We start from the raw sequence: 26,210 nt of genomic DNA on the forward strand, positions 1-26,210 counted from the left end.
GATCTCGATCACCGACCCCGGCTCGGTGTCGAATGCGAACGTTTTTCAGACAGCTCCGGCAGGCTGCTCTAGCTTGGGTTCTCGGAGGCGAGGAGACAAAGCATGAGCGTCTATAGGGTGACCGATCTGATCGGGACGAGCACTGTGTCATGGGAGGACGCCGCGGCCACCGCGGTGCGGCGGGCGCAGGAAACCATCGACGACATCCGCGTGGCAGAGGTCGTCGAGCAAGATCTGGCCCTGGACGCCAGTGGTGGGATCACCTACCGCACCAAGTTGCGGATCTCGTTCAAGATAAGGCCGCGTCAGGCGAAGTAGCGGCGCTGCGGTGATTCGCCGGCAATCCGCTTGTTACGCAAAGTAATAACCCAGTGACGGCACACTAACTGGCAAGCAACTCCGCCGTGGTCGAGTAGTCGCATGGGGATGTTTTCGATGTCTCGCAAAGACAAGTCGACCAGCATTTTCGACAAGATCGGCGGCCATGAGGCGCTCGAGGTCGTCGTTGAGGACTTCTATGCGCGGGTGCTCGACGATGACGAACTCGCGGGCTTCTTCGCCGGAACCAACATGGATCGCCTGAAAGGCAAACAGGCGGCGTTCCTGGCGGCGGCCCTAGGCGGGCCAGAGCCCTACAAAGGACCGTCGATGAAGCAGGTGCACCAGGGCCGCGGGATCACCATGCACCACTTCGACCTGGTCGCCGGACATCTGACCGACTCGCTCACCGCGGCCGGCGTGCCCGCAGAGACGATCACCGAAATCCTCGGGGTGATCGCACCGCTGGCCGACGAGATCGCCTCGGATTCCGCGACGGTACGGATCTGAGCCGACGGCGAAAGCACCCGCCGATGCATGACGATCTTGACCTCCTTCGGTCGACAATGTGTGCATGCCTCGCCCATTTGACGAGCTGGTCGCCGATGCGACCACCGCACCGGTCGAGGGGTGGGATTTTTCCTGGCTGAACGGGCGGGCTTCCGAGCAGCGCCCGTCGTGGGGCTATCAGCGGCTGATGAGCGAACGCTTGGCGACGGTGTCGGCCGCGGTGGATCTGCAAACCGGCGGCGGCGAGGTGCTGGCCGGGGCGCGACGGTTCCCGCCGACGATGGCCGCCACCGAATCATGGCCGCCCAACCGGGTGCGCGCCGCCCAACTGTTGCACCCGCGCGGTGCTGTTGTGGTCGCGACGACCGACGAGCCGGTGCTGCCGTTCGCTGACGATTCTTTCGACCTGGTGACCAGCCGCCACCCAATTACGGTGTGGTGGACCGAGATTGCGCGGGTACTGCGGCCCGGCGGTAGCTATCTGGCCCAGCACATCGGACCCGCGACGATGCTCGAGTTGATCGAATTCTTTCTGGGCCCGCGGCCGGAGACCGGCGCGGAGCGACACCCGGATGTCGAGCGCGCGCAGGCCGGCGCGGCAGGCCTGGAAGTCCTCGATATGCGCATGGAGCGGTTGCGTGCGGAGTTCTTCGACGTCGGTGCCGTCATCTACTTTCTGCGCAAGGTGATCTGGACGGTTCCCGACTTCAGCGTCGAGCGCTATCGAGATCGGTTGCGGCAACTGCACGACCGTATCCAGTGCGACGGCCCATTCGTTGCCCACTCCACCCGGACCCTGGTGCTGGCCGGCAAGCCGGAGTCGTGATCAGCTCTCGGCCCGCAGCACATCCAGCGCGTGCTGCAGGTCAGGCGGGTAGGGGCTGACGATCTCCATCTGGCGCCCGTCGGTCGGATGAGTGAATGACAACGAGCGGGCATGCAGCCATTGACGTTCCAGTCCAAGCTTTTTCGCCAGCTTCGGGTTGGCGCCGTATGTCAAATCGCCACAGCACGGGTGGTGCAGCGCGGCGAAATGCACCCGGATCTGGTGGGTGCGGCCGGTTTCCAAGTGCACGTCGAGCAAACTGGCGGCGACGAACGCTTCGATCGTGTCGTAGTGCGTCAGGCTGTGCCGGCCGTTCTTGGTGACGGTGAACTTCCAGTCATGACCACGGTGCCGGCCGATCGGCGCGTCGATGGTGCCGCTTAGAGGATCCGGATGTCCTTGCACCAGCGCGTGGTAACGCTTGTCGACGGTGCGCTGTTTGAATGCCCGCTTGAGCACCGTGTAGGCGCGCTCGGAGATCGCCACCACCATCACCCCCGAGGTGCCGACATCCAGGCGATGCACGATGCCCTGACGCTCGTGCACACCGGAGGTGGTGATCCGGTAACCGGCGGCGGCCAGCCCGCCGAGCACGGTCGGGCCGGTCCAGCCCACCGAGGCATGAGCGGCCACACCGGGCGGTTTGTCGACCGCGACGATGTCGTCGTCGGAATACAGGATCGTCATGCCCTCGATGTCGACCGGGGTGTTCTCCAGCGGCGCCGGTGCATCGGGCAGCCGTACCTGCAGCCACGCGCCGGCGGTCAGCCGATCGGATTTGCCCACCACTACGCCGTCTAACTCGACACCGCCGTCTTCGGCGAGCGCCGCGGCGGCGGTGCGGGACAACCCGAGCAGCCGCGCCAGCCCGGCGTCCACCCGCATACCCGCCAGTCCCTCCGGGACGGGCATCGACCGGTCGGTCACGAGGGTTCGTCGGGTTTGCCGGCAGTCTCCAGCATCTCGTCGGTGATCTTCCGCCGGCCGACCGTGTCGAAGTCAAACCCGAAGACTGACAGCGCGACCAGCAGAATCGCCCCGCCCACCACCGACGGGTCGGCGACATTGAACACCGGCCACCAGCCGATCGACAGGAAGTCGACCACGTGTCCGCGTAGCGGGCCCGGTGATCGGAAGAACCGGTCGACGAGGTTGCCCATTGCGCCGCCCAGGATCATGCCCAGGCCGATCGCCCACCACGGCGACACCAGGCGTCGTCCCATCCAGAAAATCCCGACCACCACCCCCGTCGCGATCAGGGTCAGCACCCAGGTGTAGCCAGTCGCCATCGAGAAAGCGGCCCCGGAATTGCGCACCAACGTCCAGGTGACGGTGTCACCGATGATCGACACCGGCTGGCCGGGCGTCAGCAGTCTTACGGCGAGGACCTTGGTGATGATGTCGAGCACCAGCACCACCGCCGCGACCGAGAGCAGCAGGCGCAACCGGCGCGGCGGCGCGGGCCGCTTCTCCACATCGCTTCGCTCTGCATCGTCGCTGGCGTTCACATCCCTATCATCCCAGCATGGGCCACCTCACTGTCATCGCCACCGGGGGAACAATCGCCACCAGCACCGATAGCGACGGTGTGCGACGGCCGGTCCACACGGCGGCCGAGCTGACCGCCGGACTCGATGTGGACGTCGTCGATGCGCTCGCCGCCGACAGCTCGCAGCTGACGCCCGCCGATTGGGATGTCATCGGGGCTGCGATCCGCGCCGCCGCCGAGCGCAGCGCCGCGGGAGTGGTCGTCACGCATGGCACCGACACCCTCGAGGAAACAGCGCTGTGGCTCGACCTCACCTACCGCGGTGTGCCTCCGGTGCTGCTCACCGGGGCGTTGCGCAGCGCCGACGCCCCCGACCCCGACGGGCCGGCCAATCTGCGTGACGCGCTCGCGGTAGCCGCCCGCCCCGAGGTCGGCGACCAAGGTGTGCTGGTGTGCTTCGGCGGACGGCTGCTGGCCCCGCTGGGCCTGCGCAAGGTGGCGACCAAGGAGGGGTTCACCGGCCGGGTGCTCGGCACGGTCGCCACCGGGATCACCCAACCGAAGTCCCGGCCTTATCTGGGCGAGTTCAGCGCCGCGAACGCGCCGCGCGTCGACATCGTCTCGGCATATGTGGGAAGCGACGCGGTGGCCATGGATGCCTGCGTGGATGCCGGCGCCCGCGGCATCGTGCTGGAGGCGTTGGGTTCGGGCAACGCCGGCGCGGCGATGATCGACGCGGTGCGCCGCCACTGCGCCGACGGTGTCGTGGTCGCGGTTTCCAGCCGGGTCGCCGGCGCCCGTGTCAGCCCGGGATACGGCCCGGGCCGTGATCTGGTCGACGCGGGAGCGCACATGGTTTCGCAGCTGCCGTCGAGTCAGGTGCGCCTGCTGGTGATGGCGGCGCTGGCGGCGGGGCTACCGGTGCGCGACGTCGTCGACCGTCTGCTCTGATTCGCCGGCCTGCAGCGCGGCGACATAATCGGGCCAGTCCAGGCTGTCGACGGGATTGGCGGCGGTGATGACGTCGGTATCCGAAGGACCCTCCGACAGGAACGTCCGCGCCGGGCCCGGACCGGTGCCGCGGGTCTCGAACCGCACGGTCACCACACCGTGGCCTGCGCCCTGAACCCAGCCATGCCCGAAGTCGCGGTGCACGACATCGTCGCCGACCCGCCACGCTGTCACGGGCTGAGCCGACGCACCGGCCGAGTGATCGGTTTCCGCCGTCGGCGTGGACAAGTCCAGATCGGGGAACAACGACTCCTGACGCACGTCGCTCAGCCCCGAGAAGCCCACGCCCAGTAGGCGAATCGGTCCGATCTGTCGCGGATCCAGCAGTAGTCGCCGGGCTACGGCGACCAGCGCGGCGGGGTCGGCGGTGGCATACGGCAAGGTGGCCGACCGGGTCAGCGTGCTCATGTCGGATTTCTTCAGCTTCACCGTCACCGTGCGCGCGCCGCGGCCATCTCGCGACAACCGCCGGTGTGCGTGTTCGGCGATCGGGCCGATCGCTTCCTGCAATTCCTCGAGCGTGGTCAAGTCAACGGCGAACGTGGATTCGGCGCTGATCTGTTTGGCTTCGGCCCGCTCGGCGACCGGACGGTCATCGATGCCACGGGCCAGCCGGTGCAGCGCCGGACCGATGGTGGCGCCCAGGATGCTGGCCACCTCGGTCTCGTCCAACGCCGCCAGCTGCCCGATGGTCTCGATGCCGAGCCGATGCAGCTTCTCCTCGGCGACTGGCCCTATCCCCCACAGCCGTCGCACCGGCAGGCCACTGAGCAGCGGGGTTTCCTCGGCGCGCCGGATCACCCGAATGCCGTCAGGTTTGGCCAAACCGGATGCGATCTTGGCGATCTGCTTGCCCGACCCGGCGCCGACGGAGGCGACCAGCCCGGTCTCGTCACGCACCCGTCGCCGCAAGTCCTCGCAGAACAGCTCGACGTCGGCGGCCGAGGCCCCGACGAGTTCGGGCGGTTCCCCGAATGCCTCGTCGAAGGAGAGCTGTTCGACGACGGGCACCATGCTGCGCACGGTGTCGAAGACCCGGCGGCTGGCCACGCCGTAGACCAGACCGCGCGGCGGCAGCACCACCGCGTGGATCCCGACCAGCCGGCGCGCCTGGTGCATCGGCATCGCCGAGCGGGCGCCGAAAACCCGCGACTCATAACTGGCGCCGGCCACCACGCCGCGACCACCCAGCCCACCGACCAGCACCGGCCGACCCCGCAGAGTGGGCCGGGTGAGCTGCTCGACGGACGCGAAGAACGCGTCCATGTCCAGGTGCAGCACCCACCGGGAGTCCACAACCAACGATGCTATTGCGCTAGGGTGAGCAATCCATGGCGATGAATTTGTGTCACCGGTTGTGTTGCAGCTCGAACCGCTACTTCAAAGCCGTCGAGGACGGACTGTTGCCGTGGGTTCTCCGCGACGTCGACCTCGGCGACAACGTGTTGGAAATCGGGCCCGGCTACGGCGCCAACATTCGGGTGCTGATCGACAAGGCGCCGCACTACACCGCCGTGGAGATCGACCCGCCGATGGCGGCCCGGCTGCAGGCGCGCTACGGCGACAGGGCCCGGATCATCCAGGGCGACGGCACCGCCACCGGCTTGCCGGACGAAGAGTTCAGCTCCGTGGTGTGTTTCACGATGCTGCACCATGTTCCGACGCCGGCGCTGCAGGATCAGTTGTTCACCGAGGCATTTCGGGTGCTGCGACCGGGCGGCGTCTTCGCGGGCAGCGACAGCATGGCGTCAACCCTGTTCTCGATCTTGCATTTCCGCGACACCTGCAACCCGGTGTCACCGGACACACTGCCGGACCGGCTGCGCAATACCGGATTTAGCGACGTGGACGTCAAGGCCAACAGCCGAAGGCTGCGCTGGCGCGCGGTCAAGGCCGCTTAAACCCCGCGAAAGTGCAACTGCCGACGGTGTTACTCGAGAAATACGTCGGTAGTTGCACTTTCGCGGCGGTGGATGGCCTCGCGGGCCCGTGCGACGACGACGTGTGGCCGATAGCGCAGCAGATCTGAGCTCACCCTGATCAGGATCCAACCCCGGCGCTGCAGCTCGGCGGTGCGCTCGATGTCTGCGGCGCGGATGCCCGGGTCGGTCCAGTGTTGGGGGCCGTCATATTCGACACCGACAAGCCACTGCTCCCAGCCCATGTCGATGCGGTATCTGCCCACGACGATCTGGGTCTGGGGTCTCGGCAATCCCCCTTCGATCAATACCAGTCTGGTCCGGGTCTCCTGCGGCGATTCCGCCCCTGCATCGACCAAGGGAAGGACCCGTCGCAGCTGCTTCATGCCGCGTGCGCCGCGGTGCGCATCAATCAGCGGCGCAACATCGTCGACCGTCACGTCGGTCGCCTGCATCAGCGCGTCAATGCGAATAACGGCAGTCGTCAAGCCGCGCCGACGGCCGAGGTCGAACGCGGTGCGGGCAGGCGACGTCACCGGCACACCGGCCGCCATCGTGGTCTCGCCGGCCAGCAACGTCTCATTGCGAGTGATGATCAACGGCGGCGGTCGTCTGCGATTGGAGATGAGTTCGGCGGGAGCATGCGGATCCACCCACTTCGCGCCGAGCAGCGCAGCCGCTGAGTTACCCGCAACGACGGCTTCCTTGCCCGACCAAAGCCACGCGGCGAGCGCCCGGTCTTTCGCGGTGAACTCAGCGCCGCGGCGCTGATAGACGTTGCGGTAGATACGTGCGCACGATCGCCGCAGCTCGCGTTCAGTGAGTATGCCGGCACTCAGAGCTTCGGTGCCGAGGAACGGCGACTCCAAGACCCCGACACCCCCTGACCGCGAAAGTGCAACTGTCGACGGTGCTACTCGAGAAATACGTCGTGGAACGCACTTTCGCGGTCAAACCTTAGCGATGGCCACCCGGACGCCGTCACCAATTTCCACAGCCTCCGGCGGCTCACCGAATTCGAAGCTGGTGGCCAGGATTTCACCGGCGATCAGGTCGCGGTGAGTCACCGCCCAAGGCTGGTACTGCTCGGGCACGGACATCACCACGCTGATGCGATCGGAGACGTCCAGCCCGACCGATTTGCGCAGCTCCTGCAGCTCGCGGATGCGGTCTTTAGCCCAGCCCTCGGCTTCCAGCTCGGGTGTCACCGTGGCGTCGAGCACCACCAGACCCGCGTCGTCGGGCAGCGCGGCGGTGTATTCCGGGTCGGCGGCCACCAGCCGCGAGCTGTACTCGTCCGGCTGCAGAACGGCGGGCCCCGCCGTGAGGGTGCCGTCGTCGTTGACGACGCCCTCGCCGGCTTTCACCGCTTTGATGGCCGCCTGCACGTCCTTGCCCAGCCGGGGTCCCGCGACGCGAGCGTTGACGGTGAGCTCGAAGCGCCCATAGCCGGCGATGTCGTCGGTGAGCTCGACGCTTTTGACGTTGAGCTCGTCGGCAATCAGGTCGGTGAACGGCGCGAGCCGCTGCGGATCTTGCACGGCCACAGTCAGTTTCGGCAGCGGTAGGCGCACACGCAGCTTCTTGGCCTTGCGCAGCGACGACGCCGCCGAGCACACCGCACGGACCTGATCCATCGCGGCCACCAGGTCGGCGTCGCCGGGCACGTCGCCGTCCGCCGGCCAGTCGGTCAGATGCACTGAGCGCTCGCCGGTGACGCCGCGCCAGATGATCTCGGTCGTCAGCGGCAGCAGCGGCGCGGCCAGCCGGGCTGTCACCTCCAGCACGGTGTGCAAAGTGTCGATCGCATCGACATCTTCTTCCCAGAACCGTTGCCGGGAGCGCCGCACGTACCAGTTGGTCAGCGCGTCGGTGAACTGGCGTAACTCGTCGCAGGCACCGGAGATGTCGCAGACGTCCATCGCGGCGGTGAGGTCGTCGCGCAGTGCGGCCAGCTTGGCCAGGATGTAGCGATCCAGCAGATGCGGTGAATCGACGCGCCAGGTACCGACTTTCGGCGCATACAAAGCCAGGAAGCTGTAGGCGTTCCAGAACGGCAGCATCACCTGCCGGACCCCCTCGCGGATCCCGGGCTCGGTGACGATCAGGTTGCCGCCGCGCAGGATCGGCGAGGCCATCAAGAACCAGCGCATGGCGTCGGAGCCGTCGCGATCGAAGACCTCCGACACGTCCGGGTAGTTGCGCAGCGACTTGCTCATCTTCTGTCCGTCGCTACCCAACACAATCCCATGTGCCACACAGGTTTTGAACGCAGGGCGATCGAACAGCGCGGTGGCCAGCACGTGCAGGGTGTAAAACCAGCCGCGGGTCTGACCGATGTATTCGACGATGAAGTCACCGGGATAATGGGTTTCGAACCAATCCGCATTCTCGAACGGGTAGTGCACCTGCGCGTACGGCATCGACCCGGAGTCGAACCACACGTCGAACACGTCCGGGATGCGGCGCATCATCGATTTGCCGGTGGGGTCGTCCGGGTTGGGCCGAGTCAGCTCGTCGATGTAGGGCCGGTGCAGGTTGTCCGGGCGGATGCCGAAGTCGCGTTCGAGCTCGTCGAGACTACCGTAAACGTCGATCCGCGGGTACGCGGGGTCGTCGGACACCCACACCGGAATCGGGGTGCCCCAGTACCGGTTTCGCGAAATCGACCAGTCACGCGCACCCCGCAACCAGTTGCCGAACTGTCCGTCTTTGACGTGTTCGGGATACCAGGTGATCTGCTGGTTCAGTTCGACCATGCGGTCCCGGAATTCGGTGACCTTGACGAACCACGACGACACCGCCCGATAGATCAACGGATTGCGGCAGCGCCAACAGTGCGGGTACGGGTGCTCGTAGGTTTCGTGGCGAACCAGCACCGCTCCGTTGGCCGCCGCGGGGCCGGTCCCGTTCTTCAGATCCCGCACGATGTGCGGGTTGGCATCGAAGACGTGCTGGCCCTGGTAGTCCGGGACGGTGGCGTCGAAACGGCCCGTGGAGTCGACGGGAGTCACCGGCACGATGCCAGCCTTGTCCCCGGCGTCCTTGTCGTCTTCACCGTAGGCCGGTGCCATGTGCACGATCCCGGTGCCGTCCTCGGTCGTCACGAAATCACCGGCCAGCACCTGAAAAGCGTTGGGCGAGTCCATGAAATACGGGAACGGTGGCAGGTAACGCAGGCCCAGCAGATCGGCGCCGCGGTAAGTTCCGAGCACCTCCGGCTCGTCGCCCAGCTCGCGTGCGTAAGCCCCCAGCCGGGCCTCGGCCAACACGTAGCGCCGATCCTCTGCACGCACCTGCACGTAGGTGACGTCGGGGTTGACCGCGACGGCCTGGTTCGACGGCAACGTCCAGGGTGTCGTCGTCCACACCAGTAGGTACGCGCCGGCCAGCTCCCCGTCCGGCACCCGGAATCCGACGGTGATCGCCGGGTCCTGGCGGCTTTGGTAGATGTCGTCGTCCATCCGCAGCTCGTGGTTGGACAGCGGCGTCTCGTCGCGCCAGCAGTACGGCAACACCCGGTAGCCCTCGTACGCCAAGCCCTTGTCCCACAACTGCTTGAACGCCCAGATCACCGATTCCATGTAGGACAGATCGAGCGTTTTGTAGTCGTTGTCGAAATCCACCCAGCGGGCCTGGCGAGTCACATAGGCCTGCCATTCGTCGGTGTAACGCAATACCGATTCGCGACAGGCCTCGTTGAACGCGGCGATGCCCATGGCATCGATCTGGGACTTGTCGGTGATGCCGAGCTGGCGCTCGACCTCGAGTTCGGCGGGCAGACCATGGGTGTCCCAGCCGAACCGGCGCTCCACCTTGTAGCCGCGCATGGTGCGATACCGCGGCACGATGTCCTTGACGTAGCCAGTCAGCAGGTGGCCGTAGTGCGGCAGGCCGTTGGCGAACGGCGGCCCGTCGTAGAACACGTATTCTTCGGCATCGGCGCGCCGGGCGATGCTGGCGCGAAAGGTGTCGTCGCGGCCCCAGTAATCGAGGACCTCGCCTTCCAACGCCGGGAAATCGGGGGCGCCGCCGGGCAACTTCGGGTAAGTCAACGCGTCGTCTCCATGTGCCAGCTATCAGGCCGGGGACGACGTCGCACTCCTGCGCGAGCGCCGCGGTACCACCCCGCTTGCCGCGAATACACGCGACCGCTCAATGAGGCTGTGACGGGCCAACCCGTTCGGTTCTACTGAGCTGCTCCGATACCGAAGCCGGCTGTTCTTCCGAAGGCTCCCCGGTGATGGCCGGATCAACGCCGCTGAACCGATTCTACGGGCCATGCGCAAATCGAGATCAGCCCAGCGCAGCCTTAGCTTGAGCGAGGCTGTCGGCGGCCAGTACCAGCCGGGTGTTGGTCGCGAGGTACACGGTCTCCAGGTTGACGTTGGCGGCGCCCAACTTGTGGACGACCTCGCCGAGCGCACCGGGGCGGTCTTCCACGTCAAGCACGATCACCTCTTGCTCCTCAGCGATTTCGATCCCCCCGCCGTGCAGCGCTTCGAACGCGGGGGTCGCGTCCTGCACCAAAATATGAACCTTGGCGCGGCCGCCGCCGCTGGTGACGGCACACAGACCAGCGATGTTGACCCCGGCCTTACCGAGCAGGTCGCCGACCCGGGCAAGTTCGCCCGGGTCATCGTCGAGGTACAGCGTCAGGTCGGTCGCCATGGGTAAACGCTACTGCGTCGCTCCACGATCCCTCTAGACTCCGGGCCCTGGCAGGCCCCCCGTGGATGCGACGTGGTCACCGTAACGACCGACGCGCCGGTTCGTGAGGGCGATACCGAAGGACACCAACACCTTCGGGCTATGGCCACGGATCCCCGTATGCCGAGGGGGACGACAAAGTCAGGCGCTGACGTCCAGGACTCCGGCACGCCAAAGCGCGGCGTAGAGCTGACGCAGCGGGAAAGACAACAGCCGGGCGGCCCCGTCGACCAGCGGGTCGCTTCCGAAGGGCCGGTTGATCCGCCGGGGGCTCTGCTCGGCCGTCGGCTGGGCGGTCGGCTCCGCGGCAGGTACCAGCGTCAGGGTCGGTCCTGCCGTTGCCACTTCGTCGTACAGTGCAGCGGTCATGATGGCCTCCTAGGCGAAAATCGAAGAGGGATAACACGTTTCGGCTCTTTCGTCCGAAACCGCACCCGGAGGCAGTCGCTCAGGCTCAGCCGCGAGCGCCGTGCCGAAGGCCGGATCGGGACGAAAGCAAGTTCGGATATCGACCCGGACTGTCACTAGAACTCATGCGTCCCTCACCTCCTTACGGCTACGTCGCGTGCGGCTATCCGCACCGGTTCACGCAAGCAGGAGCACAGAACCCGATCAGATCGGGAAAACCGCACCCCACTCGTCAGAGCTTCGGCACTACACGGCGTATCCGGGTAACCCGGAAGCCACTTGGGCTCAACCCTTAAGCCGGGAGGAGCTGTCCTGACCCTGGGCGTCTCTCGACGTTCGGGGTCAGTGGCCTATATCCGTGCAGACGCCTCGCCTAACGAGGTGCTTACGTCCTCGATGATGCACCAAGAACTTGACCGGGTCAATTCACCACGCCTGTAAATTCACTGGACGGTTTGTGACCGTTTACCGGGAGTTACCGCCGGTTCCTGGCCGCCGACCAGCTAGTGCTGCGGCTCGTTGACGGCGCCGCAAAGGAGAGGAGTCACCCCAAACCTGCGGTTACAAGTCGGGAATCTGTCCCCACTGCCTGACGGGTGCTGACATCCGCAGACAACGTTCCGGTTCGTGTTTGTTCAAGCCGCCGCCCGGCACACGAAGCAACCAATCGGGCATCCACCTCGGGCTGATTTTCGTGCCTGGTCTGTTAGGTACCCGATGTTATCGTCTCGGGGGCTGGCGGGGCCCGCCTGATTGTGCGTCGCCAAGTTCGTTTAAGGCCCAACTGAGGGGGTTGGAATGCGGGTTAAACCGGAGCTGTTGCGCGGTTTCGCCGGCCAGGTCGAAACCGCGTCAGCGGCGATTCGTAGCGCTGATGTCGGACAAACGGTAAGTACGGCTGCTGATGGATTGCCGGGGTCGGCGACGCAGTGGGCCGCTCGTCTCGTTAGTGCGCACATCGCCACAGTCGAGGGCAAGATTGCCGAGAACATCGCCGCCATGGGTGCGGCGGTGCGTGGTGCGGGTGATCGTTACGAGGTGGAGGACGACGCCCTGGCCGGAACATTCAAGGGATTGTTCTAGCTCGTGTTGCCGTCGCGTTCCCGGTTACAGGCATGGAACCCAGACTCGCTGTCACCGGCGGGGAAAGCGATCGACGCTGCAGGCGATTCGGTGTATCGCGCCGTACGTGACCTTGAGGATGGGATCGACCGGCTGCCCGAGGCGCAGGTGTGGGAAGGCCAAGCTCATGAGGCGGCGGCGGCGATGTTTGGCCGGGCGACCAATCAAACCTCCGAGTTCACCACCGGCGTCGGTGCAGTTGGGGCGGCGCTCAGCAACGGTGACGCCACAATTGGGGCCGCTCGGTACCGGTTGCTGCGAACGGCAGACGATATTGACGAGGGCGAGTTGCATGTCACCGACCAGTGGGTGGTGTTGATCAAACCGGCGCGCATGTCCGCCCAGCATGCAGCCGAGTTGCAACAGCAGGCCGAGCAACAGCAAGCCGAAATCAATCGGTTGCTGCTGGCGCTTGGCGATGCCGATGATGGCACCGCAGCCAATGTGCAGGCTGCCGCGAAGAAACTCGGATTCACACTCCCCGGCCCAAGTGACATGGGTGCTCTATTTCCGCAGAGTCCGTCGCGACCGGCAGACGAAGTGCCCAATCCGCGGACGATGCAGGGGTTGATTGAGCAGGGCAAGGTTCGCGGCGAAGACATGGCGATGACGGTCCGGGAGTCCAGCAAAAAAACTACCGAGGACGACCAACACGTCACGACCCTGATCATGCAGGACGGCAGCAAACACGTGATCAGAACGTGGGGTTCCCTGGCCCCCGCAGCCGGAGATGATTATTACGACAGCAGCGGCAAGCTTGTGTCGAGCACGTTCTCACAGACAAATCCGCTAACCGGGGTTAAGCGCACCGTAATTGATTGGGCCGACGGCACCAACTTTACCGCCACGGAGAATCCGGACGGCACACGTAATGCGGCCTTCACCTTGCCCGACGGCCGACATGGTGTACTGCCCCCCAACAACCCGTTCTTCACCGGCGCGGCTCCGACGGTGCTAGGTGGCGCGCTTACCGGATTGGATGCTCACGTCGGGCGAGGAGGCGGGATTCCCGGATTAACTCCCACATCCGTCGAAAACGTTGGCAAGGCTGCACGGTATGCGGGACCGGCCGTGGGTATAGCGGCCACCATCTACAACGTGGGCGCGGCGACATCCGCCCGCGAGGCGTGCGTGGCTGGCGTGTCCGGGGTGTTCGGCGTAGCTGGGGACTACGCCGGCGGTGTAGTCGGTGCGGGCATCGGCGGAGCGCTGCCTGGCGTGGACGTGGTCACCGGCCCCGGCGGCGCGATCGCTGGTGCTTATTTCGGAGGCAAGTTCTTGGGTTCGATCGGACAAAAGGTGGGTCAGGCATTTTGTCCAGGGTGATGTTGCCGAAGCCCGAGCACTGGCGCGATAACACAGTGCAGTTGGTACCCGGTTTCGCGCTTTTCGGAGGCGCCGGTGCGTTTAGCGCGGTCTGGACGGTGATCTTTGCTAGCCGGGGTGACTACCTAACAGCAATCATCACGGCCGGCGGCACGATGTTCGTTCTCGGCTTGGTACTGGCAGCTGGCTGGACCGAGCTCGAAAGGGTTACGGTGCGCGGAATTTGCGACTCAAGAGGGCTGATGCTGCGGCCTGATCGAGTCATTACCGCGCTTTGGGTCATCGCGTTCGTAGCCGCTGTCCCAAGCGGTCTGCTGTACGTGGTTTTCGTTCCTCGCGGAGAAGTCAGCATTTCGATGACTCGCGGTGAACAGATCTTCACCCCGTACCTCGTAGGGTTCGGTCTGTTGTTCGTGGTGGTCGGGCTAATTGCGCTAGTCGTCAGACGAGGACCAGGCTATGTCCACTTGACGCCGCGCGGATTCGAGCTGGCCGACATCCTGTTCACCTACCGCGGAACTTGGACCGACATCACCGACATCACCGACATAGCACCTAACAAGCAGAAGCGTGCGCCCATCGTCATCATCATGAAAACTGGCCCACCACACGTGTATACGGGTGCTAAGGCCTGTACTCCTGGCGGCGCTGCCCTGTACTGGATGTTGCGCCACTATTGGTTACACCCGGAAAACCGCGACGAACTTGTCGACGGTCGAGCCCTCGAGCGGCTCCATAACGAGCAGTTCGATGCCGAGTAATAGCAGCCGATGCGTTGTCTGCTACCAGTGAAGAGGCACACGAATCTGAGGTTCCTGGGAACGGACGTCATCCGCGATATCCACGCAAGCCGCTGAGTAACAGTGCTTTCTCAGCCGCAGCGGTCACCGTGTGACCCTGGAGAGGGCGGCAAGCCAGGCCAGCATAAATCAACGAGTGCGTCATTTAAGGTTGCGATGGGGCTGCAGGTAGCTGCAGCAACCGAGATTCTCGGGACGCTCTAAGGAGCCTGCCCGTCGGGCGGCCAGCTGGACAGGCCTTCTTCCAGCGGGACGTTCAGGCTGCGCAGGATCGAGGCGATCATGCGCCACGCCCCGATCGCGGTGACCAACTCAATGAGCACCGCCGGGTCGGCGCCGAGTTCCCGTTTGCAGGCGGCCCAGCTTTCCGCACTCACGGCTCCGTCGCGAACGACGTCGTCGGTGGCCGCCAGCACCGCGCGTTCCGCCGGCCCGAACCCGCTGTATTGCCGCCAATCACGCACGCCCAGAAGGTCATCCGGGGTTACCCCGAGGCCCTGCGCGACTCGCCAGTGCTGCGTCCACTCGTAATCCGAGCCGGTCAGCCAGCCGATGCGCATGATCACCAGCTCACGCAGCCGTGCATCGAGAATCCCGTGCCACAGCATGGCGGCGAGCAGATCGTTGACCCTGCCCGCCAGCCTCGGGTGATTCAGCAGCACCTGGAAAATCGCCAGCTCCGCCATGTAATCCGGTACCCCGGCTTCGTCGGCGGCGGCCTTGGCCTCGTCGGGGGGCAGCAGTGGCAGGCGCGGTTGCATCATGGGCGTCGCTTCTCCTCATCGCTTCGGTCGGTCTCGTCGCCGACACCGGTCATGGTGTCAGCACCGGTGAACCGGCGAGGCAGTGCCTCACCGACCGCCAGAAAGCTGAGGTAGGAAGGGTGGGCCGGATCGATGATGATGGCTTGGCCCCGGCTCTTGCGGCGCTGCGAGCGGCTCAACGAATACCGCGGGAAGCCGCCACGGCCGACCGCTACCCGCAGCCGGTGCCCGGCACGGATCACCGCGTCGGTGGCGTTGATGTCGATGTCGATGTCGAACGGCCGGCCGGGCACGACGGGCAGCACCGACTCCGCCGTCATCGGGTGCTCGGCCGCCAGCAGTTCACCGTCGACATAGGTGCTTGCGGTCTCATCGACTGCGCGCAGCGACGATAGCAGGGCCCCCCGGCTGACCGGCGCGGACGCACCGTCGGGCTCGACGTCGGTTACGGTCACCGACCAAAACGCTTCCTCGCCTTCGGCTTTCACCCACAGATGTAGGTTGAGTGGACCGGACACCACAACGTCGGCATCGAACGGTTCGGTGGTGAAGGTGACAGCGGAAGCCTCGGCGTGACGATCGTCGGAGCCGAATGTACGACCCAGCAGTGTCGCCAAACCGATTGCGCTTACGGCGGTGTTGTTGGAGCGGATGCTGGGCCGCCGGGTTGGCACCGGCAACCGCGCGACGCGGTCGGGCGGGTCGAAGCTCAGCGCTCCGTCGACGTGTGCGTGCGGGGCCGAGCCACTGGCGTCGGCGCTGAGGTAGAGCCGCCGCACCCGGGCCGCGGGATCCGGGTACTGGTCGCATGAGAGCCAACCTCCACCCAACCTGCGCACGGTGATCGGGCCGTAATACTCGATGTTGTTGCGAATTCCCTTGAGCCACCGGTCGAACCAGGCGCATTGCAACTCGTCGAGGTACTGCGGCGCATCCGGCGCGCCGAACCCGGAACCGGGCGCAAGGTGATAGCAGTCGTCGACGACAACCTGCTTGGCACCCGGCGGCGTCGCGATCCGCTGGTAAATCCGGAAATTCGAGCGACTGTAGACATCATGCCAACCGCCGTGGATCCAGGTGGGAATGGTGATCTTGTCCAACCGGGCGACCCTGCTGGCCCACATGGCGTTGAGCAGAATGTCGGGATGGTCGGCCATCAGCGCGATTTGGGCTGCGTGCCGCATCCAACTGGCCGGCGACGAGATGCGATCGCGTAAATACTCCCGCCACGCGCCCGTTCTCCGCAAACCCGACAGGGATGGAAACCATTTGAGGAGATTGACCGCGCCGAGCCAAACGGCGACGAGCGGCGACGGGACGCCGCCGGGAAGCCCGAGTTCGCGCACCGCATCCTCGCCCCCTTCAATCGCGAACACCGCCGCCAGTCCGTCAGGCTGCAATCCGGCGGTGAGAAGCGAGGCCAGCGCACCGTAGGAGATTCCCGTCAACGCGAGTTTCCCGTTACACCACGGCTGTTGACGAGCCCATTGCAGTACTTCGGCGTAGTCGCGCTGTTCGGTGGGGCTGAAAAAATCCCAGGTGCCCGTCGATGTTCCGGTGCCCCGCACGTCCACCATCAGGTAGGCGTAGCCGCGGCGCACCAGGGTCGGGCTGACGCTCAATGCCGCCGGCGCGCCGCCGGCCAGGGCGTGCAGCAAATCGCGGCCGGTGAAGTGACTGCGGTCCGAGCCGCCGATCCGCTCCCCCAGCGCGCGCACCCACGCCCCGCCGGAACCGCGCTGGAATATCTTGTTGTACGGCGTGAAGTTGATGACCGTCGGCAGTGGTTCGGTCACCGGTTTCGCGCGGTCGCCGGGCAAAACGAGATCCGCTGAGAGCACAACGCCATCCGACATCCGGATTCCGACGTTGCGTGTCCAATGCATCCGCTCGTAGAGCTGCGCACCGATGTCGAACCGGGCGTTGGGGGGCAGCGCATTCAACCGTTCCACGCGCGGGTCCGTCACCTCACCGATCCTGCCGGTCGGGCGCTGCGGGCGTTCCGGAATTCCGGACATCTGTCACAGGCCTTTCGCTACGGTGATCCAAACGTGCGGGTCGAGCGTGCACCGGGGCCAGAGAGGTTGCGATGAGCAAGCTGGGCGACAAAGCCATTGTCTGCGGCGCAGGGATGGGCGGCTTGCTCGCCGCCCGGGTGCTCTCCGAATTCTATGAGTCCGTCCTCGTGGTCGAACGAGACGCCTTGTCCCAGGACGCTTGCCCGCGACGCGGGGTTCGCCAGGGCCGGCATTATCACGTTCTGTGGAGCCGCGGGGTACAGGAGATCGGCCGGCTGTTTCCGGGCCTGCCCGACGAACTCGTCGCCGCCGGCGCCACGGTCTGCGACGACGGGGATCTGTCCAAAGTCTCCATCAGGGTGGGCGGACACGAGTACAACCGTTCGGGTAAATTCGCCGACCCCGCCGCGGTGGTCATCTATCTGCTCAGCCGGCCGCTGCTCGAGTCGCAGGTCAGGCGGCGGGTGTGGGCCTTGGCCAACGTGGACATTCTGGACGGTCACGACGTCGTCGAACCCGTCGCCGCCGAGCCGCAGCAGGTCACCGGCGTGCGGGTGGTCAACCGCGACACCGGCGTCGAGCAGATGCTGGACACCGATTTGGTAGTCGACGCGATGGGCCGCGGCGCACGAACCCCGGCGTTTCTGGACAGCCTCGGATACGGCCGTCCCGCCGCCGAGCGCTCGACGGCGAACGCGAGCTACTGCAGCCAGTTTCTCCGCGTCCCGGCGGGTGTCGTGAACGAAAAAATGACATTTGTGATCCCGGAACCGGGCCTGCCGATCGGCGGCGCATTTTCGGCTTACGAACACGACACCTGGATATTCACCGTCGTCCGGCTGGATCAACAACAACCGCCGGAGAACCTGGCCGACATGGTGGCGTTGGGCACCCAATTCATCTCCGCGGCCCTGCCGGCAGCGCTGCGAGCCGGCGAACCCTTGGGAGCCGTCGATGTTTTCCGCTATCCGGGCGGGGTGTGGCGCAGGTATGACAAAATGCCCCGATTCCCCAGGGGATTCCTGGTTTTCGGCGATGCGATCTGCAGCACGAATCCCATCTACGGGCAGGGCATGACGGTCGCCGCGCTCGAGGCCAGCGCCCTGGGCGACTCTCTGTCGCAATCGGATGGCGATGTGAGCCGGCGATTCTTCGACGCCGCCGCCGGGCACATCGGACCACTCTGGGCGTCGAATGAGTTCAACGACCTCTACATGCGCGCCGGGCTCGGCCAGCCGGCGTTGCCGAACGACCTGCTGCAATTCCGCGAGCAGGTGCTCACCGCCGCTGAGAACAGCCCGGCACTCACCGAAAAGCTGTTCCGGACAATGAACCTCGTGGACCCGCCGACCGACTACAGTCCGCTGCTGAAATGACAGCCGCCGCAGAGTAGGTTTCCAGCAATGCGCATCGCAGTCGGCGAGTTCACGCCCATCGAGCAAACCGCGTTTCTGACCCAATACGCTCGCGCACTCGACAGCCGGCGGCCACACCCGATACTCGGTGACAGTCTGGCCGACCGGATCGTGGCGAAGATCGACTACGACTTCGCCGGCCTCGATGTGCCCACCCATGTGGTCTGCCAGCAGGCGCTTCGCGCCAAGATGCTCGACGACCGGGTCTGCGACTTCACCTCGGAGCATCCCGACGCGGTCGTGGTCGAGCTCGGCGCGGGACTCAGCACGGCAATGCTGCGGATCAGCCCGCCGGGCGGGGTCGACTGGTACAACGTCGACCTACCCCGGGTCATCGCTTTGCGCGAACAGGTCGTCCCCGACGATGAGCGGGCCCACCCGGTGGCGGCCTCGGTGGCAGAGGACAGCTGGGCCGACAGCATCCCGGCCGATCGGCCCACCATGCTGATCGCCGACGGCCTGTTGGCGTTTCTGTCAGAGCCGGTGATTGTCAACCTGTTCCGCCACATCACCGAATATTTCCGGTCAGGCGAGTTCGCCTTCAACGACTACGGGCGGGTGGGTGCGCTGACTAGGGTGGCAATGAAGCTGTCGCCGCAGAAGGCGACCAATTCGGTCGGAAGCCAGTGGGGTTACGCGGGGTTCAAGGACGCGCATCATCCCGAAAGCTGGACTCCGCGAATCAAGCTGGTCGAGGAGAGCAGCCTGACGCATGCCCCCGAGGTCAGCTTGTTCCCGGGCTGGCTGCGGCTGTCCACTCGCCTGGCCGGACGGTTCAAAGCGTCCGCACGCAGGGCCCGGATCCTGCGTTACCGCTTCTAGCGCCTTACGGGTTGCGGACCGCGGGCCCGTTTGAGCATGCAATACTGCCCCGATGGCCACCAAAAACCGCCTGCTTTCGAACTCGTTCGCCCACCGACTGGTGGACAACCCCGTCATGTTTCACCTGCTCTTCACCTCGTTCGTGAAGAACCGGTTCGCCTCCCAAACGCGTCTGCTCGGTGATGATGACTGGTTGTTCTTCAACTACGGCTACGAGGAAGACCCGCCCATGGCGGTGCCGCTGGAGGCCTCGGACGAACCGCACCGGTTTTTCATTCAGCTCTACCATCGAACCGCGACCCAGGTGGATCTGCGTGGCAAGCGGGTGCTGGAAGTGAGTTGCGGCCATGGCGGCGGAGCCTCGTATCTCATGCGCACCTTGCATCCGGCTTCCTACACCGGGCTGGACCTGAATCCGGCCGGCATCGAATTCTGCAAAAAGAGGCACCATCTGGCCGGCCTCGATTTCGTCGAGGGCAACGCCGAGGATCTGCCCTTCGCCGACGAATCTTTCGACGCGGTGCTCAATGTTGAAGCCTCGCATCTGTATCCGCACTTTCCTCGTTTCCTTGCCGAAGTGGCACGTGTGCTCACGCCAGGCGGGCATTTCCTGTACACCGATTTCCGTCGGCGTCGCGCGGTCGATGAGTGGGAGGCGGCGCTCGCCGCCGCCCCGCTGCGGATGCTGTCGAGCGCCGTGATCGACGCGGATGTGCTGCGCGGCAACGAGAAGAACGCACCGCGAAAGCACGAGCTGATCGGCCGGCACGGGTCGGCGATTCCGCGCGGCTTTGCGCGCTACGCCAGCGACATGACGGATTGGGCGTTCAACGGCGCACTGCGCACCGGTGAGTTCACTTACCGCGTGTACCTTTTCACCAAGGACTGAGCAGCGATTGCCCCTGCATTACCTGTGCAAGGCCCAGTGACCGTTTGAACCATTCCTGGCGACTGCGCGAGATCCATTTGTCGCACCGTTCATAACGGGTGCGGCCCGACCGTTCATCGCGGCTACCGCAAGCCCCAGATCGGCTGTGGCAGCGTCGTCGACAAAACGGGCGACAGCAGGTTCGGCAGCATGCGCGCGGTGCCGCGCGGGACGGCTACGAACGTTCAACGGCCACCAGAACCAGCGTCCGAACAGCGCGGCAATCGACGGCGTCATGAAGGCACGCACCACCAACGTGTCGAACAGCAAACCGAGACCGATGGTGGTCCCCACCTGACCGACAGCGCGGTTGTCGCTGACCACCATGGAGGCCATCGTGAAGGCGAACACCAGACCCGCGGCGGTGACGACGTTGCCGGTGCCGCCCATCGCGCGGATGATGCCGGTCTTCAGCCCGGCGGCGAGTTCTTGCTTGAACCGTGCAACCAATAGCAGGTTGTAGTCAGATCCCACCGCCAACATGATGATTACCGCCATCACCACGACCAGCCAGTGCAACCGGACCCCGAGCAGGTATTGCCAAAGCAGTACGGACAGCCCGAACGATGCCCCCAGCGACAGCGCAACCGTTCCCACGATCACCAAAGCCGCAACCAGACTTCGGGTGATGAGCAACATGATGATGAAGATCAGGCACAGCGATGCCACTCCGGCGATCAGCAGGTCATACTTGGTGGCCTCGCGTAAGTCCTTGAAGACCGACGCTGTGCCGGCGACATAGACTTTGGCGTCCTCGAGCGGCGTCCCCTTGAGCGCCTCCGCGGCGGCCGTCTTGATCGCGTCGATGCGCTTGATGCCCTCGTTGGTCGCCGGGTCCCCCCGGTGCGAGATGATGAACCGCGCTGCCGTCCCATCCGGTGACAAGAACAACGCGATGACGCGTTGAAAGTCAGGGTTGTCGAAAACTTCCCGGGGCAAGTAGAACGAGTCGTCGTTTTTGGCGGCGTCGAAATCCTGCCCCATCGCTACTGCGTCGTTGCTCAGCTCGTCGACCTGGGCGAGCATGCCAGACATGGTGCTGTGCATGCTCAGCACCATTGTGCGCACGCTTTTCATGGTGTCGATCTGCGGCGGTAGCAGCGCAAGTATTTGCGGCACGATCACGTCGGCGTTATCCAGGTCTTTCTCGAGCAGCGCGAGCTTTTCGCTGATCTTGTCGACGCCGTCCGATGCGTCGTACATGGCCCGGATGCCCCGGCAGTACGGGATGTTGTAGCAGTGCGGGTCGGAGTAGAAGTAGCTGCGCAACGGCCTGAACGTGTCGTCGAATTCAGCGATCTCGTCGCGCACCTCGTAGGTGATGGCGGCGGTGTCGTGAGCGATTCCGACCATGTCGTGGCTAGTGTCGACGAGTTGTTGCATGAGCGTATTCATGCGCTCCATCGCCGAAACCGTGCTCTGCAGCTGGTCGGCCAGCTTCACCATGTCGTTCATCCGCGTCTTCGCGAACTGCAAGTTCTGTAGCTGTCCGGCATTTTGCATGCTGAGCAAGAAAGGAATAGAGGTGTGCTCGAGCGGGGTGCCCTGCGGCCTTGTGACGGACTGAACCCGCGAAACCCCTTCGACCTGGAAAACGCGTTTGGCCAGTTTGTCCAGGATGAGGAAGTCGGCCGAGTTACGCATGTCGTGGTCGGACTCGAGTAGCAGAACTTCCGGCAGCATCCGAGACGGCGAGTAGTGGCGCTCCGCGGCAGCCATTCCGGTATTGGCCGGGACATCGCGGGGCAGATAATCGCGGTCTTTGTAGCTCACCTTGTACGCGGGCAAGGCCAGCAGACCAACCAGGGCGAGCGCGCACGATGCGACCAGGATGGGCGCCGGCCACCGCACCACCGCGGTACCCAGCCGTCGCCAGCCACCAGCGTTGAGCCGTCGCTTCGGGTCGAACAGCGCAAAACGGCCGCCCACGGCAAGAACAGCGGGAACCAGTGTGAGGGCGATGGCGACGGCGACAAGCATGCCCACCGCGCATGGGGCGCCCATGGTTTGGAAAGCCGGCAACCGGGTGAAGCTCAGGCAATACATCGCGCCGGCGATAGTCAGCCCCGAAGCGAGAACAACATGGGCGACCCCGCGGTAAGCGGTGAAATACGCGCTCGTGCGATCCTCGCCGGCCTGCCGCGCCTCCTGGTAACGACCGATGAAAAAGATTCCGTAATCCGTTCCAGCGGCGATCGCAAGGCAAACCAGGATGTTGACACCCAGGCTGGAAAGGCTGACGAGCTCGTGCTCGCCGAGTAACGCGACGACCCCGCGGACCGCCCCCAATTCAATTCCCACCATCGCCAGCAGAAGGACGACGGTGACGATCGAACGGTAGACAAGAAGCAGCATCAAGAAGATCACCGCGACGCTCACGGCGGTGATCTTCAAGACTGTTTTTTCGCCGCTGTGGTTCGAATCTGCCACGAACGGCGCTGGTCCGGTGACATAAGCCGTGACGCCGCTCGGGGCCGGCGTCCCCTGCACGATCTTTCGAACCGCGTCGACGGATTCATTCGCCAACGTCTCGCCTTGATTACCGGCGAGGTTCAGCTGAACGTACGCGGCCTTTCCGTCGGCGCTTTGCGCGCCGGCCGCGGTGAGTGGATCTCCCCAGAAATCTTGGATGTGCTGAACGTGGGTGGTGTCGGCTTTCAGCTGACGAATTAACTCGTCGTAGTAATTGTGGGCGGCATCACCGAGCGGCTGGTCACTTTCCAAGACGATCATCGCGAGGCTATCGGAATTGCCTTCCTTGAAGTCCTCGCCCACCCGCGCCATTGCCTTTACCGAGGGCGCGTCTTTGGCGCTCAACGATACGGAATGCGCTTTCGCGACCTGTTCCAACGTGGGTACGGCAAAACTCAACACAGCCGTGATCGCCAACCACGCCAGGATGATCGGCAGCGACAACTCACGGACCATTCTCGCCACGAATGGACGATCGCTGCTTCTGTGGTGGCTGGTCATGCGACGTTCACGTCGTTCGACACCCTCTCGGTCGGGACTGCGCTGTTGGCCTGCGCCAGAACGTCACCCGCGACGGCTACGGTCGTCGTGATCATTCACGGCCCCGGCAAGACCGGCCCCTCGACAACCCGCATCTCCTTCGCCCATCCCACCACGGCTCGGCGCAGCACGCTGAATGAGATCATGATCAATATTGGGGAAAGTAAACCATGCCAGCGGCCACAACGTGCCAGCTTTGTGTCAGCTTTCTTGCCATTCAATGCCGGGGCCATGGTAATCCCCGCGGGCTCACTACCTGCACGTTGTCGAAATGCCGACAGGATCTCGATCTGCCCAAGACAACGCCCGCAACCCGACGCGGGTGGATGCCCGGCGTCGTTGCGCCCTGGACCGAATAATTTGGGCCGACGGGCACGAAACATCACGGAGTACTTTAGGGTAGCCGTCGGAGAGGGGGCGACATGGCCACGGCGACAGACGAACCGGTACGGCTACCGCCGGGCCCGAGGGCACCGAAAAGCATCCAGGGCATTGTTTTCTTTACCGCGCTCCAGTACCGCGTGGTGCCGGCACTGAGCCGGCATTACCGCAGCGCGTTCACCGTCAATCTGCCAGCATTGGGCAGGACCGTGGTGGTCAGCGACCGTGACCTCGTCAAGGACGTGTTCAGCACCAGCTTCGATCTGATCGAACGCCCCGCGAAAATCCTCGGGGAGGCCTTCGGGCCCGGATCGACGTTCAGCCTCGTCGGCAAAGAACACCTCGAACGCCGCAAGCTGGTGCTGCCCCATTTCCACGGCAAGCGCGTAGGGCAGTACGAGCAGATCGTCGAGGAGGAGGTGCTGGCCGAAACCGCGAACTGGCCGGAGGGCCAGGAGTTCGCGACGCTTCCGACGATGACCCGTCTGACCCTGAATGCGATCCTGCGGGCCACCTTCGGCGAGCAAGCCGACGCGCTGGATGAGCTGCGCACCGTGATGCCGCCCTTGATCACACTGGGCTCGCTGCTGCAGCGGATGCCGCCGTTGGTGCGCCGGGAGTACGGGCGATGGAGTCCAGGAAGCCGCCTGGCCGGGTACCGGCGCCGGTTCGACGCGGTGATCGACTCACTCATCGCCGATGCGCGAGCTGACGCGTCCCTGGCCGAGCGCAGCGACGTGCTCGCGCTGCTGCTGCAGGCCCGGTACGAGGACGGTCAGCCGATTCCGGATCGGCATATCGCCGATGAGCTGCTGACCCTGGTCGCGGCCGGCCACGAGACAACGGCCTCCCAACTTGCGTGGACGGTGGAGCGGTTGGGCAGGCATCCGCAGCTGGTGTCGCGGCTGACCGACGAGGTGGACGCGGGCGGATCGGAACTGCGACAGGCAACGATCTACGAGGTACAGCGTGTCCGGTCGAACATCGCGGCCTCACTGCGCGTGACGAAGGAACGAATTCGGTTGGGCGAGTGGGTCCTTCCACCGGATACCAGCATCATGGTTGATTTCCAGCTGGCCCACGAGTCGGAGGACAACTTTTCCGACGCGGACTCGTTCAACCCCGACCGATTCCTGGGAACCAGCCCGCCGCCCTTCCGGTGGATCCCGTTCGGTGGCGGCGTAAACCGTTGCGTTGGTGCCGCATTCGCGAACATGGAAATGGACGTCACGCTGCGCACGTTGCTGCGCGAATTCCGCTTCGAGCCCATCAACGCACCGGACGAGGGCCGTAACTACCGCGGTGTGTCGATCGCGCCGGCGCGTGGTGCGCGCGCTGTCGTTTACCGCCGCAGGACGGCATCGCCGGGCGATCGCGGCTCGATGGCCGCGGCCGAGCACGGCAGCTGACATTTGCTCATCCAGACGAAGCCACTGTGAGAGGCTGGCATACTCCTTCGCATGCCCACGACTACGGAACGCATCAACGACGCCGGCTACCGGCTGTACAAGGCATTTATCAACAAGATCTGGTACCCGTTCCTGACTCGTCGGCTTGACGCGGAAGAAGTCACCTTCCTCAACTACGGCTACGAGGATGACCCGCCACTAAGCCTCCCCCTCGACGAATCCGACGAACCCAACCGGTACTCCATAAACCTCTACCACCAGGTCGCCACCCAGGTCGATCTCACCGGCAAGACAGTGCTCGAGGTCAGTTGCGGCCACGGGGGTGGCGCCGCTTACCTCACCCGCACGCTCAAACCCGGCTCCTACACCGGGCTCGACTACAACCCGGACGGTGTCGCCTACTGCCGTAAACACCACCAGATGCCCGGCCTGGATTTCGTCCAGGGCGACGCCGAAAACCTGCCCTTCGACGACGAATCGTTCGACGCGGTGATCAATGTCGAAGCCTCGCACGCCTACCCTGCGCTGTCCCGCTTCCTCGCCGAAGTGGTCCGCGTGCTGCGCCCCGGCGGAGACTTTCTCTACGCCGATTTCCGGGGCAGCAGCGAATTTCCCGGCTGGGATGCCGCACTTGCCGACATGCCATTGCGCCAAGTTTCCAAACGCGTCATCAACGACAGCGTGGTGCGTTCGCTGGACAACAGCGCACAGCGGAAGCTGGACTTGATCAGCCACCGCCTGCCGGCGTTCATCCGGCCCTTCAGCCGCCATTTCGCCGGCGTGCCGGGGACCGGCATCTACAACGTCATCAAAAGCGGCGACGCCGAGTATCGAATCTATCGCTTCACCAAGGACTGAGCGGTCACGGCTAAGGCCCGGTCCGACAACAGGAATCGAGGCGCCCGGGAGCGCCCACTGAGCTGGGACAACGCCGTGGTTTTGCCGCAAACGTGGTACGGAAAGCGGCGACCTTCGCTACTTTGGAGTGCCGCGGGAACTATTTGACGCGCGCACAGGTTTAG

22 protein-coding genes, 1 pseudogene and 1 riboswitch are annotated in these 26,210 nt (G+C 64.8%); of the genes and pseudogenes, 13 read left to right on the forward strand and 10 right to left on the reverse strand.

Going from position 1 to position 26,210, the window contains the following annotated elements; translation table 11 throughout:
* Positions 1-102: 102 nt before the first annotated feature.
* From MSP7336_RS18380 to MSP7336_RS18390, 3 genes are all read left to right on the forward strand, one after another.
* The gene (locus MSP7336_RS18380) at positions 103-318 is read left to right on the forward strand and encodes a dodecin family protein (protein ID WP_069396836.1); all 216 of its coding nucleotides are present in this window, start codon (positions 103-105) and stop codon (positions 316-318) included.
* A 102-nt stretch (positions 319-420) separates the two neighbouring features.
* A complete protein-coding gene (locus MSP7336_RS18385; protein ID WP_069396837.1) occupies positions 421-828 on the forward strand; it encodes a globin domain-containing protein in 408 nt (135 codons plus the stop codon).
* Positions 829-892: 64 nt separating this feature from the next.
* Positions 893-1,654, forward strand: a complete 762-nt coding sequence (locus tag MSP7336_RS18390) for a class I SAM-dependent methyltransferase (RefSeq protein ID WP_113964289.1) — start codon at positions 893-895, stop codon at positions 1,652-1,654.
* On the opposite strand, the gene MSP7336_RS18395 is transcribed toward MSP7336_RS18390, so the two are convergent.
* Positions 1,655-2,581, reverse strand: a complete 927-nt coding sequence (locus MSP7336_RS18395) for an RluA family pseudouridine synthase (RefSeq protein ID WP_069396839.1) — start codon at positions 2,579-2,581, stop codon at positions 1,655-1,657.
* Positions 2,578-3,162 carry a signal peptidase II gene (gene lspA, locus MSP7336_RS18400; RefSeq protein WP_069396840.1) on the reverse strand — a complete coding sequence of 195 codons (585 nt, stop codon included), beginning with the start codon at positions 3,160-3,162 and terminating at the stop codon, positions 2,578-2,580. Before lspA ends, MSP7336_RS18395 begins: the two co-directional genes overlap by 4 nt.
* 17 nt (positions 3,163-3,179) lie before the next feature.
* On the opposite strand from lspA, the gene MSP7336_RS18405 reads away from it, so the two are divergent.
* Positions 3,180-4,094: an asparaginase gene (locus tag MSP7336_RS18405; protein ID WP_113964290.1), complete on the forward strand. Its 915-nt coding sequence runs from the start codon at positions 3,180-3,182 to the stop codon at positions 4,092-4,094.
* On the opposite strand, the gene MSP7336_RS18410 is transcribed toward MSP7336_RS18405, so the two are convergent.
* On the reverse strand, positions 4,059-5,450 hold the full coding sequence (locus MSP7336_RS18410; protein WP_069396842.1) for a DNA polymerase IV: 1,392 nt from the start codon (positions 5,448-5,450) through the stop codon (positions 4,059-4,061). The two genes, MSP7336_RS18405 and MSP7336_RS18410, sit on opposite strands and share 36 nt — an antisense overlap.
* Positions 5,451-5,485: 35 nt before the next feature.
* On the opposite strand from MSP7336_RS18410, the gene MSP7336_RS18415 reads away from it, so the two are divergent.
* Positions 5,486-6,055: a class I SAM-dependent methyltransferase gene (locus tag MSP7336_RS18415; protein WP_113964291.1), complete on the forward strand. Its 570-nt coding sequence runs from the start codon at positions 5,486-5,488 to the stop codon at positions 6,053-6,055.
* Positions 6,056-6,084: 29 nt separating this feature from the next.
* Here MSP7336_RS18415 and MSP7336_RS18420 read toward each other — a convergent pair whose 3' ends face one another.
* From MSP7336_RS18420 to MSP7336_RS18435, 4 genes are all read right to left on the reverse strand, one after another.
* A complete protein-coding gene (locus MSP7336_RS18420) occupies positions 6,085-6,942 on the reverse strand; it encodes a DUF559 domain-containing protein (protein WP_069396844.1) in 858 nt (285 codons plus the stop codon).
* A gap of 81 nt (positions 6,943-7,023) precedes the next feature.
* Positions 7,024-10,128 carry an isoleucine--tRNA ligase gene (ileS, locus tag MSP7336_RS18425; protein WP_372507675.1) on the reverse strand — a complete coding sequence of 1,035 codons (3,105 nt, stop codon included), beginning with the start codon at positions 10,126-10,128 and terminating at the stop codon, positions 7,024-7,026.
* A 241-nt stretch (positions 10,129-10,369) separates the two neighbouring features.
* Positions 10,370-10,744: an amino acid-binding protein gene (locus MSP7336_RS18430; protein ID WP_069396846.1), complete on the reverse strand. Its 375-nt coding sequence runs from the start codon at positions 10,742-10,744 to the stop codon at positions 10,370-10,372.
* 180 nt (positions 10,745-10,924) lie between these two features.
* Positions 10,925-11,152, reverse strand: coding sequence for an Rv1535 family protein (locus MSP7336_RS18435; RefSeq protein ID WP_069396847.1), 228 nt, complete (start codon positions 11,150-11,152; stop codon positions 10,925-10,927).
* Positions 11,153-11,408: 256 nt separating this feature from the next.
* A riboswitch (M-box (ykoK) riboswitch) is annotated at positions 11,409-11,579 on the reverse strand.
* Positions 11,580-11,989: 410 nt separating this feature from the next.
* Between MSP7336_RS18435 and MSP7336_RS18440 the strand changes: the two genes are divergently transcribed.
* Genes MSP7336_RS18440 through MSP7336_RS18450 form a run of 3 tightly spaced genes read left to right on the forward strand, consistent with a single transcriptional unit; the run spans position 11,990 to position 14,400 of the window.
* The gene (locus MSP7336_RS18440) at positions 11,990-12,274 is read left to right on the forward strand and encodes a type VII secretion target (protein ID WP_069396848.1); all 285 of its coding nucleotides are present in this window, start codon (positions 11,990-11,992) and stop codon (positions 12,272-12,274) included.
* A 3-nt stretch (positions 12,275-12,277) separates the two neighbouring features.
* The gene (locus MSP7336_RS18445) at positions 12,278-13,639 is read left to right on the forward strand and encodes a hypothetical protein (RefSeq protein ID WP_069396849.1); all 1,362 of its coding nucleotides are present in this window, start codon (positions 12,278-12,280) and stop codon (positions 13,637-13,639) included.
* Positions 13,639-14,400, forward strand: coding sequence for a hypothetical protein (locus MSP7336_RS18450; RefSeq protein ID WP_232321062.1), 762 nt, complete (start codon positions 13,639-13,641; stop codon positions 14,398-14,400). Before MSP7336_RS18445 ends, MSP7336_RS18450 begins: the two co-directional genes overlap by 1 nt.
* A 239-nt stretch (positions 14,401-14,639) precedes the next feature.
* Here MSP7336_RS18450 and MSP7336_RS18455 read toward each other — a convergent pair whose 3' ends face one another.
* Positions 14,640-15,203, reverse strand: coding sequence for a carboxymuconolactone decarboxylase family protein (locus MSP7336_RS18455; protein ID WP_069396851.1), 564 nt, complete (start codon positions 15,201-15,203; stop codon positions 14,640-14,642).
* Positions 15,200-17,170: a CocE/NonD family hydrolase gene (locus MSP7336_RS18460; protein ID WP_181786839.1), complete on the reverse strand. Its 1,971-nt coding sequence runs from the start codon at positions 17,168-17,170 to the stop codon at positions 15,200-15,202. The genes MSP7336_RS18455 and MSP7336_RS18460 overlap by 4 nt, the downstream gene beginning before the upstream one ends.
* 122 nt (positions 17,171-17,292) lie before the next feature.
* Between MSP7336_RS18460 and MSP7336_RS18465 the strand changes: the two genes are divergently transcribed.
* The 3 genes from MSP7336_RS18465 (at position 17,293) to MSP7336_RS18475 (ending at position 20,347) form a co-directional block, all read left to right on the forward strand.
* Entirely contained in the window at positions 17,293-18,597 is a 1,305-nt protein-coding gene (locus tag MSP7336_RS18465; protein WP_069396853.1) for an FAD-dependent oxidoreductase, read from the forward strand.
* A 27-nt stretch (positions 18,598-18,624) separates the two neighbouring features.
* Positions 18,625-19,458, forward strand: coding sequence for a class I SAM-dependent methyltransferase (locus MSP7336_RS18470; protein ID WP_069396854.1), 834 nt, complete (start codon positions 18,625-18,627; stop codon positions 19,456-19,458).
* Between the two features lie 115 nt (positions 19,459-19,573).
* Complete coding sequence (locus tag MSP7336_RS18475; protein WP_113965062.1) at positions 19,574-20,347, forward strand: phthiotriol/phenolphthiotriol dimycocerosates methyltransferase; 774 nt, start codon at positions 19,574-19,576, stop codon at positions 20,345-20,347.
* A gap of 207 nt (positions 20,348-20,554) precedes the next feature.
* Here MSP7336_RS18475 and MSP7336_RS18480 read toward each other — a convergent pair.
* Positions 20,555-23,359: pseudogene (locus tag MSP7336_RS18480) on the reverse strand (MMPL/RND family transporter); the annotation flags it as partial.
* A 461-nt stretch (positions 23,360-23,820) separates the two neighbouring features.
* Between MSP7336_RS18480 and MSP7336_RS18485 the strand changes: the two are divergent.
* Both MSP7336_RS18485 and MSP7336_RS18490 read left to right on the forward strand, forming a co-directional pair.
* On the forward strand, positions 23,821-25,188 hold the full coding sequence (locus MSP7336_RS18485; RefSeq protein ID WP_069396493.1) for a cytochrome P450: 1,368 nt from the start codon (positions 23,821-23,823) through the stop codon (positions 25,186-25,188).
* A 51-nt stretch (positions 25,189-25,239) separates the two neighbouring features.
* Entirely contained in the window at positions 25,240-26,046 is an 807-nt protein-coding gene (locus MSP7336_RS18490) for a phthiotriol/phenolphthiotriol dimycocerosates methyltransferase (protein WP_069396492.1), read from the forward strand.
* Positions 26,047-26,210: the final 164 nt, after the last annotated feature.

Origin of the sequence: Mycobacterium shimoidei (genome assembly GCF_900417275.1) — a bacterium.
Taxonomy (GTDB): Bacteria; Actinomycetota; Actinomycetes; order Mycobacteriales; family Mycobacteriaceae; genus Mycobacterium; species Mycobacterium shimoidei.

Excerpts from the sequence above, each read along its gene's own strand:
- MSP7336_RS18380 (WP_069396836.1), top strand. The coding sequence starts at position 103 with ATGAGCGTCTATAGGGTGACCGATCTGATCGGGACGAGCACTGTGTCA.
- MSP7336_RS18385 (WP_069396837.1), top strand. The coding sequence starts at position 421 with ATGGGGATGTTTTCGATGTCTCGCAAAGACAAGTCGACCAGCATTTTC.
- MSP7336_RS18390 (WP_113964289.1), top strand. The coding sequence starts at position 893 with ATGCCTCGCCCATTTGACGAGCTGGTCGCCGATGCGACCACCGCACCG.
- MSP7336_RS18405 (WP_113964290.1), top strand. The coding sequence starts at position 3,180 with ATGGGCCACCTCACTGTCATCGCCACCGGGGGAACAATCGCCACCAGC.
- MSP7336_RS18415 (WP_113964291.1), top strand. The coding sequence starts at position 5,486 with ATGGCGATGAATTTGTGTCACCGGTTGTGTTGCAGCTCGAACCGCTAC.
- MSP7336_RS18430 (WP_069396846.1), bottom strand. The coding sequence starts at position 10,744 with ATGGCGACCGACCTGACGCTGTACCTCGACGATGACCCGGGCGAACTT.
- MSP7336_RS18435 (WP_069396847.1), bottom strand. The coding sequence starts at position 11,152 with ATGACCGCTGCACTGTACGACGAAGTGGCAACGGCAGGACCGACCCTG.
- MSP7336_RS18440 (WP_069396848.1), top strand. The coding sequence starts at position 11,990 with ATGCGGGTTAAACCGGAGCTGTTGCGCGGTTTCGCCGGCCAGGTCGAA.
- MSP7336_RS18450 (WP_232321062.1), top strand. The coding sequence starts at position 13,639 with ATGTTGCCGAAGCCCGAGCACTGGCGCGATAACACAGTGCAGTTGGTA.
- MSP7336_RS18455 (WP_069396851.1), bottom strand. The coding sequence starts at position 15,203 with ATGATGCAACCGCGCCTGCCACTGCTGCCCCCCGACGAGGCCAAGGCC.
- MSP7336_RS18465 (WP_069396853.1), top strand. The coding sequence starts at position 17,293 with ATGAGCAAGCTGGGCGACAAAGCCATTGTCTGCGGCGCAGGGATGGGC.
- MSP7336_RS18470 (WP_069396854.1), top strand. The coding sequence starts at position 18,625 with ATGCGCATCGCAGTCGGCGAGTTCACGCCCATCGAGCAAACCGCGTTT.
- MSP7336_RS18475 (WP_113965062.1), top strand. The coding sequence starts at position 19,574 with ATGTTTCACCTGCTCTTCACCTCGTTCGTGAAGAACCGGTTCGCCTCC.
- MSP7336_RS18485 (WP_069396493.1), top strand. The coding sequence starts at position 23,821 with ATGGCCACGGCGACAGACGAACCGGTACGGCTACCGCCGGGCCCGAGG.
- MSP7336_RS18490 (WP_069396492.1), top strand. The coding sequence starts at position 25,240 with ATGCCCACGACTACGGAACGCATCAACGACGCCGGCTACCGGCTGTAC.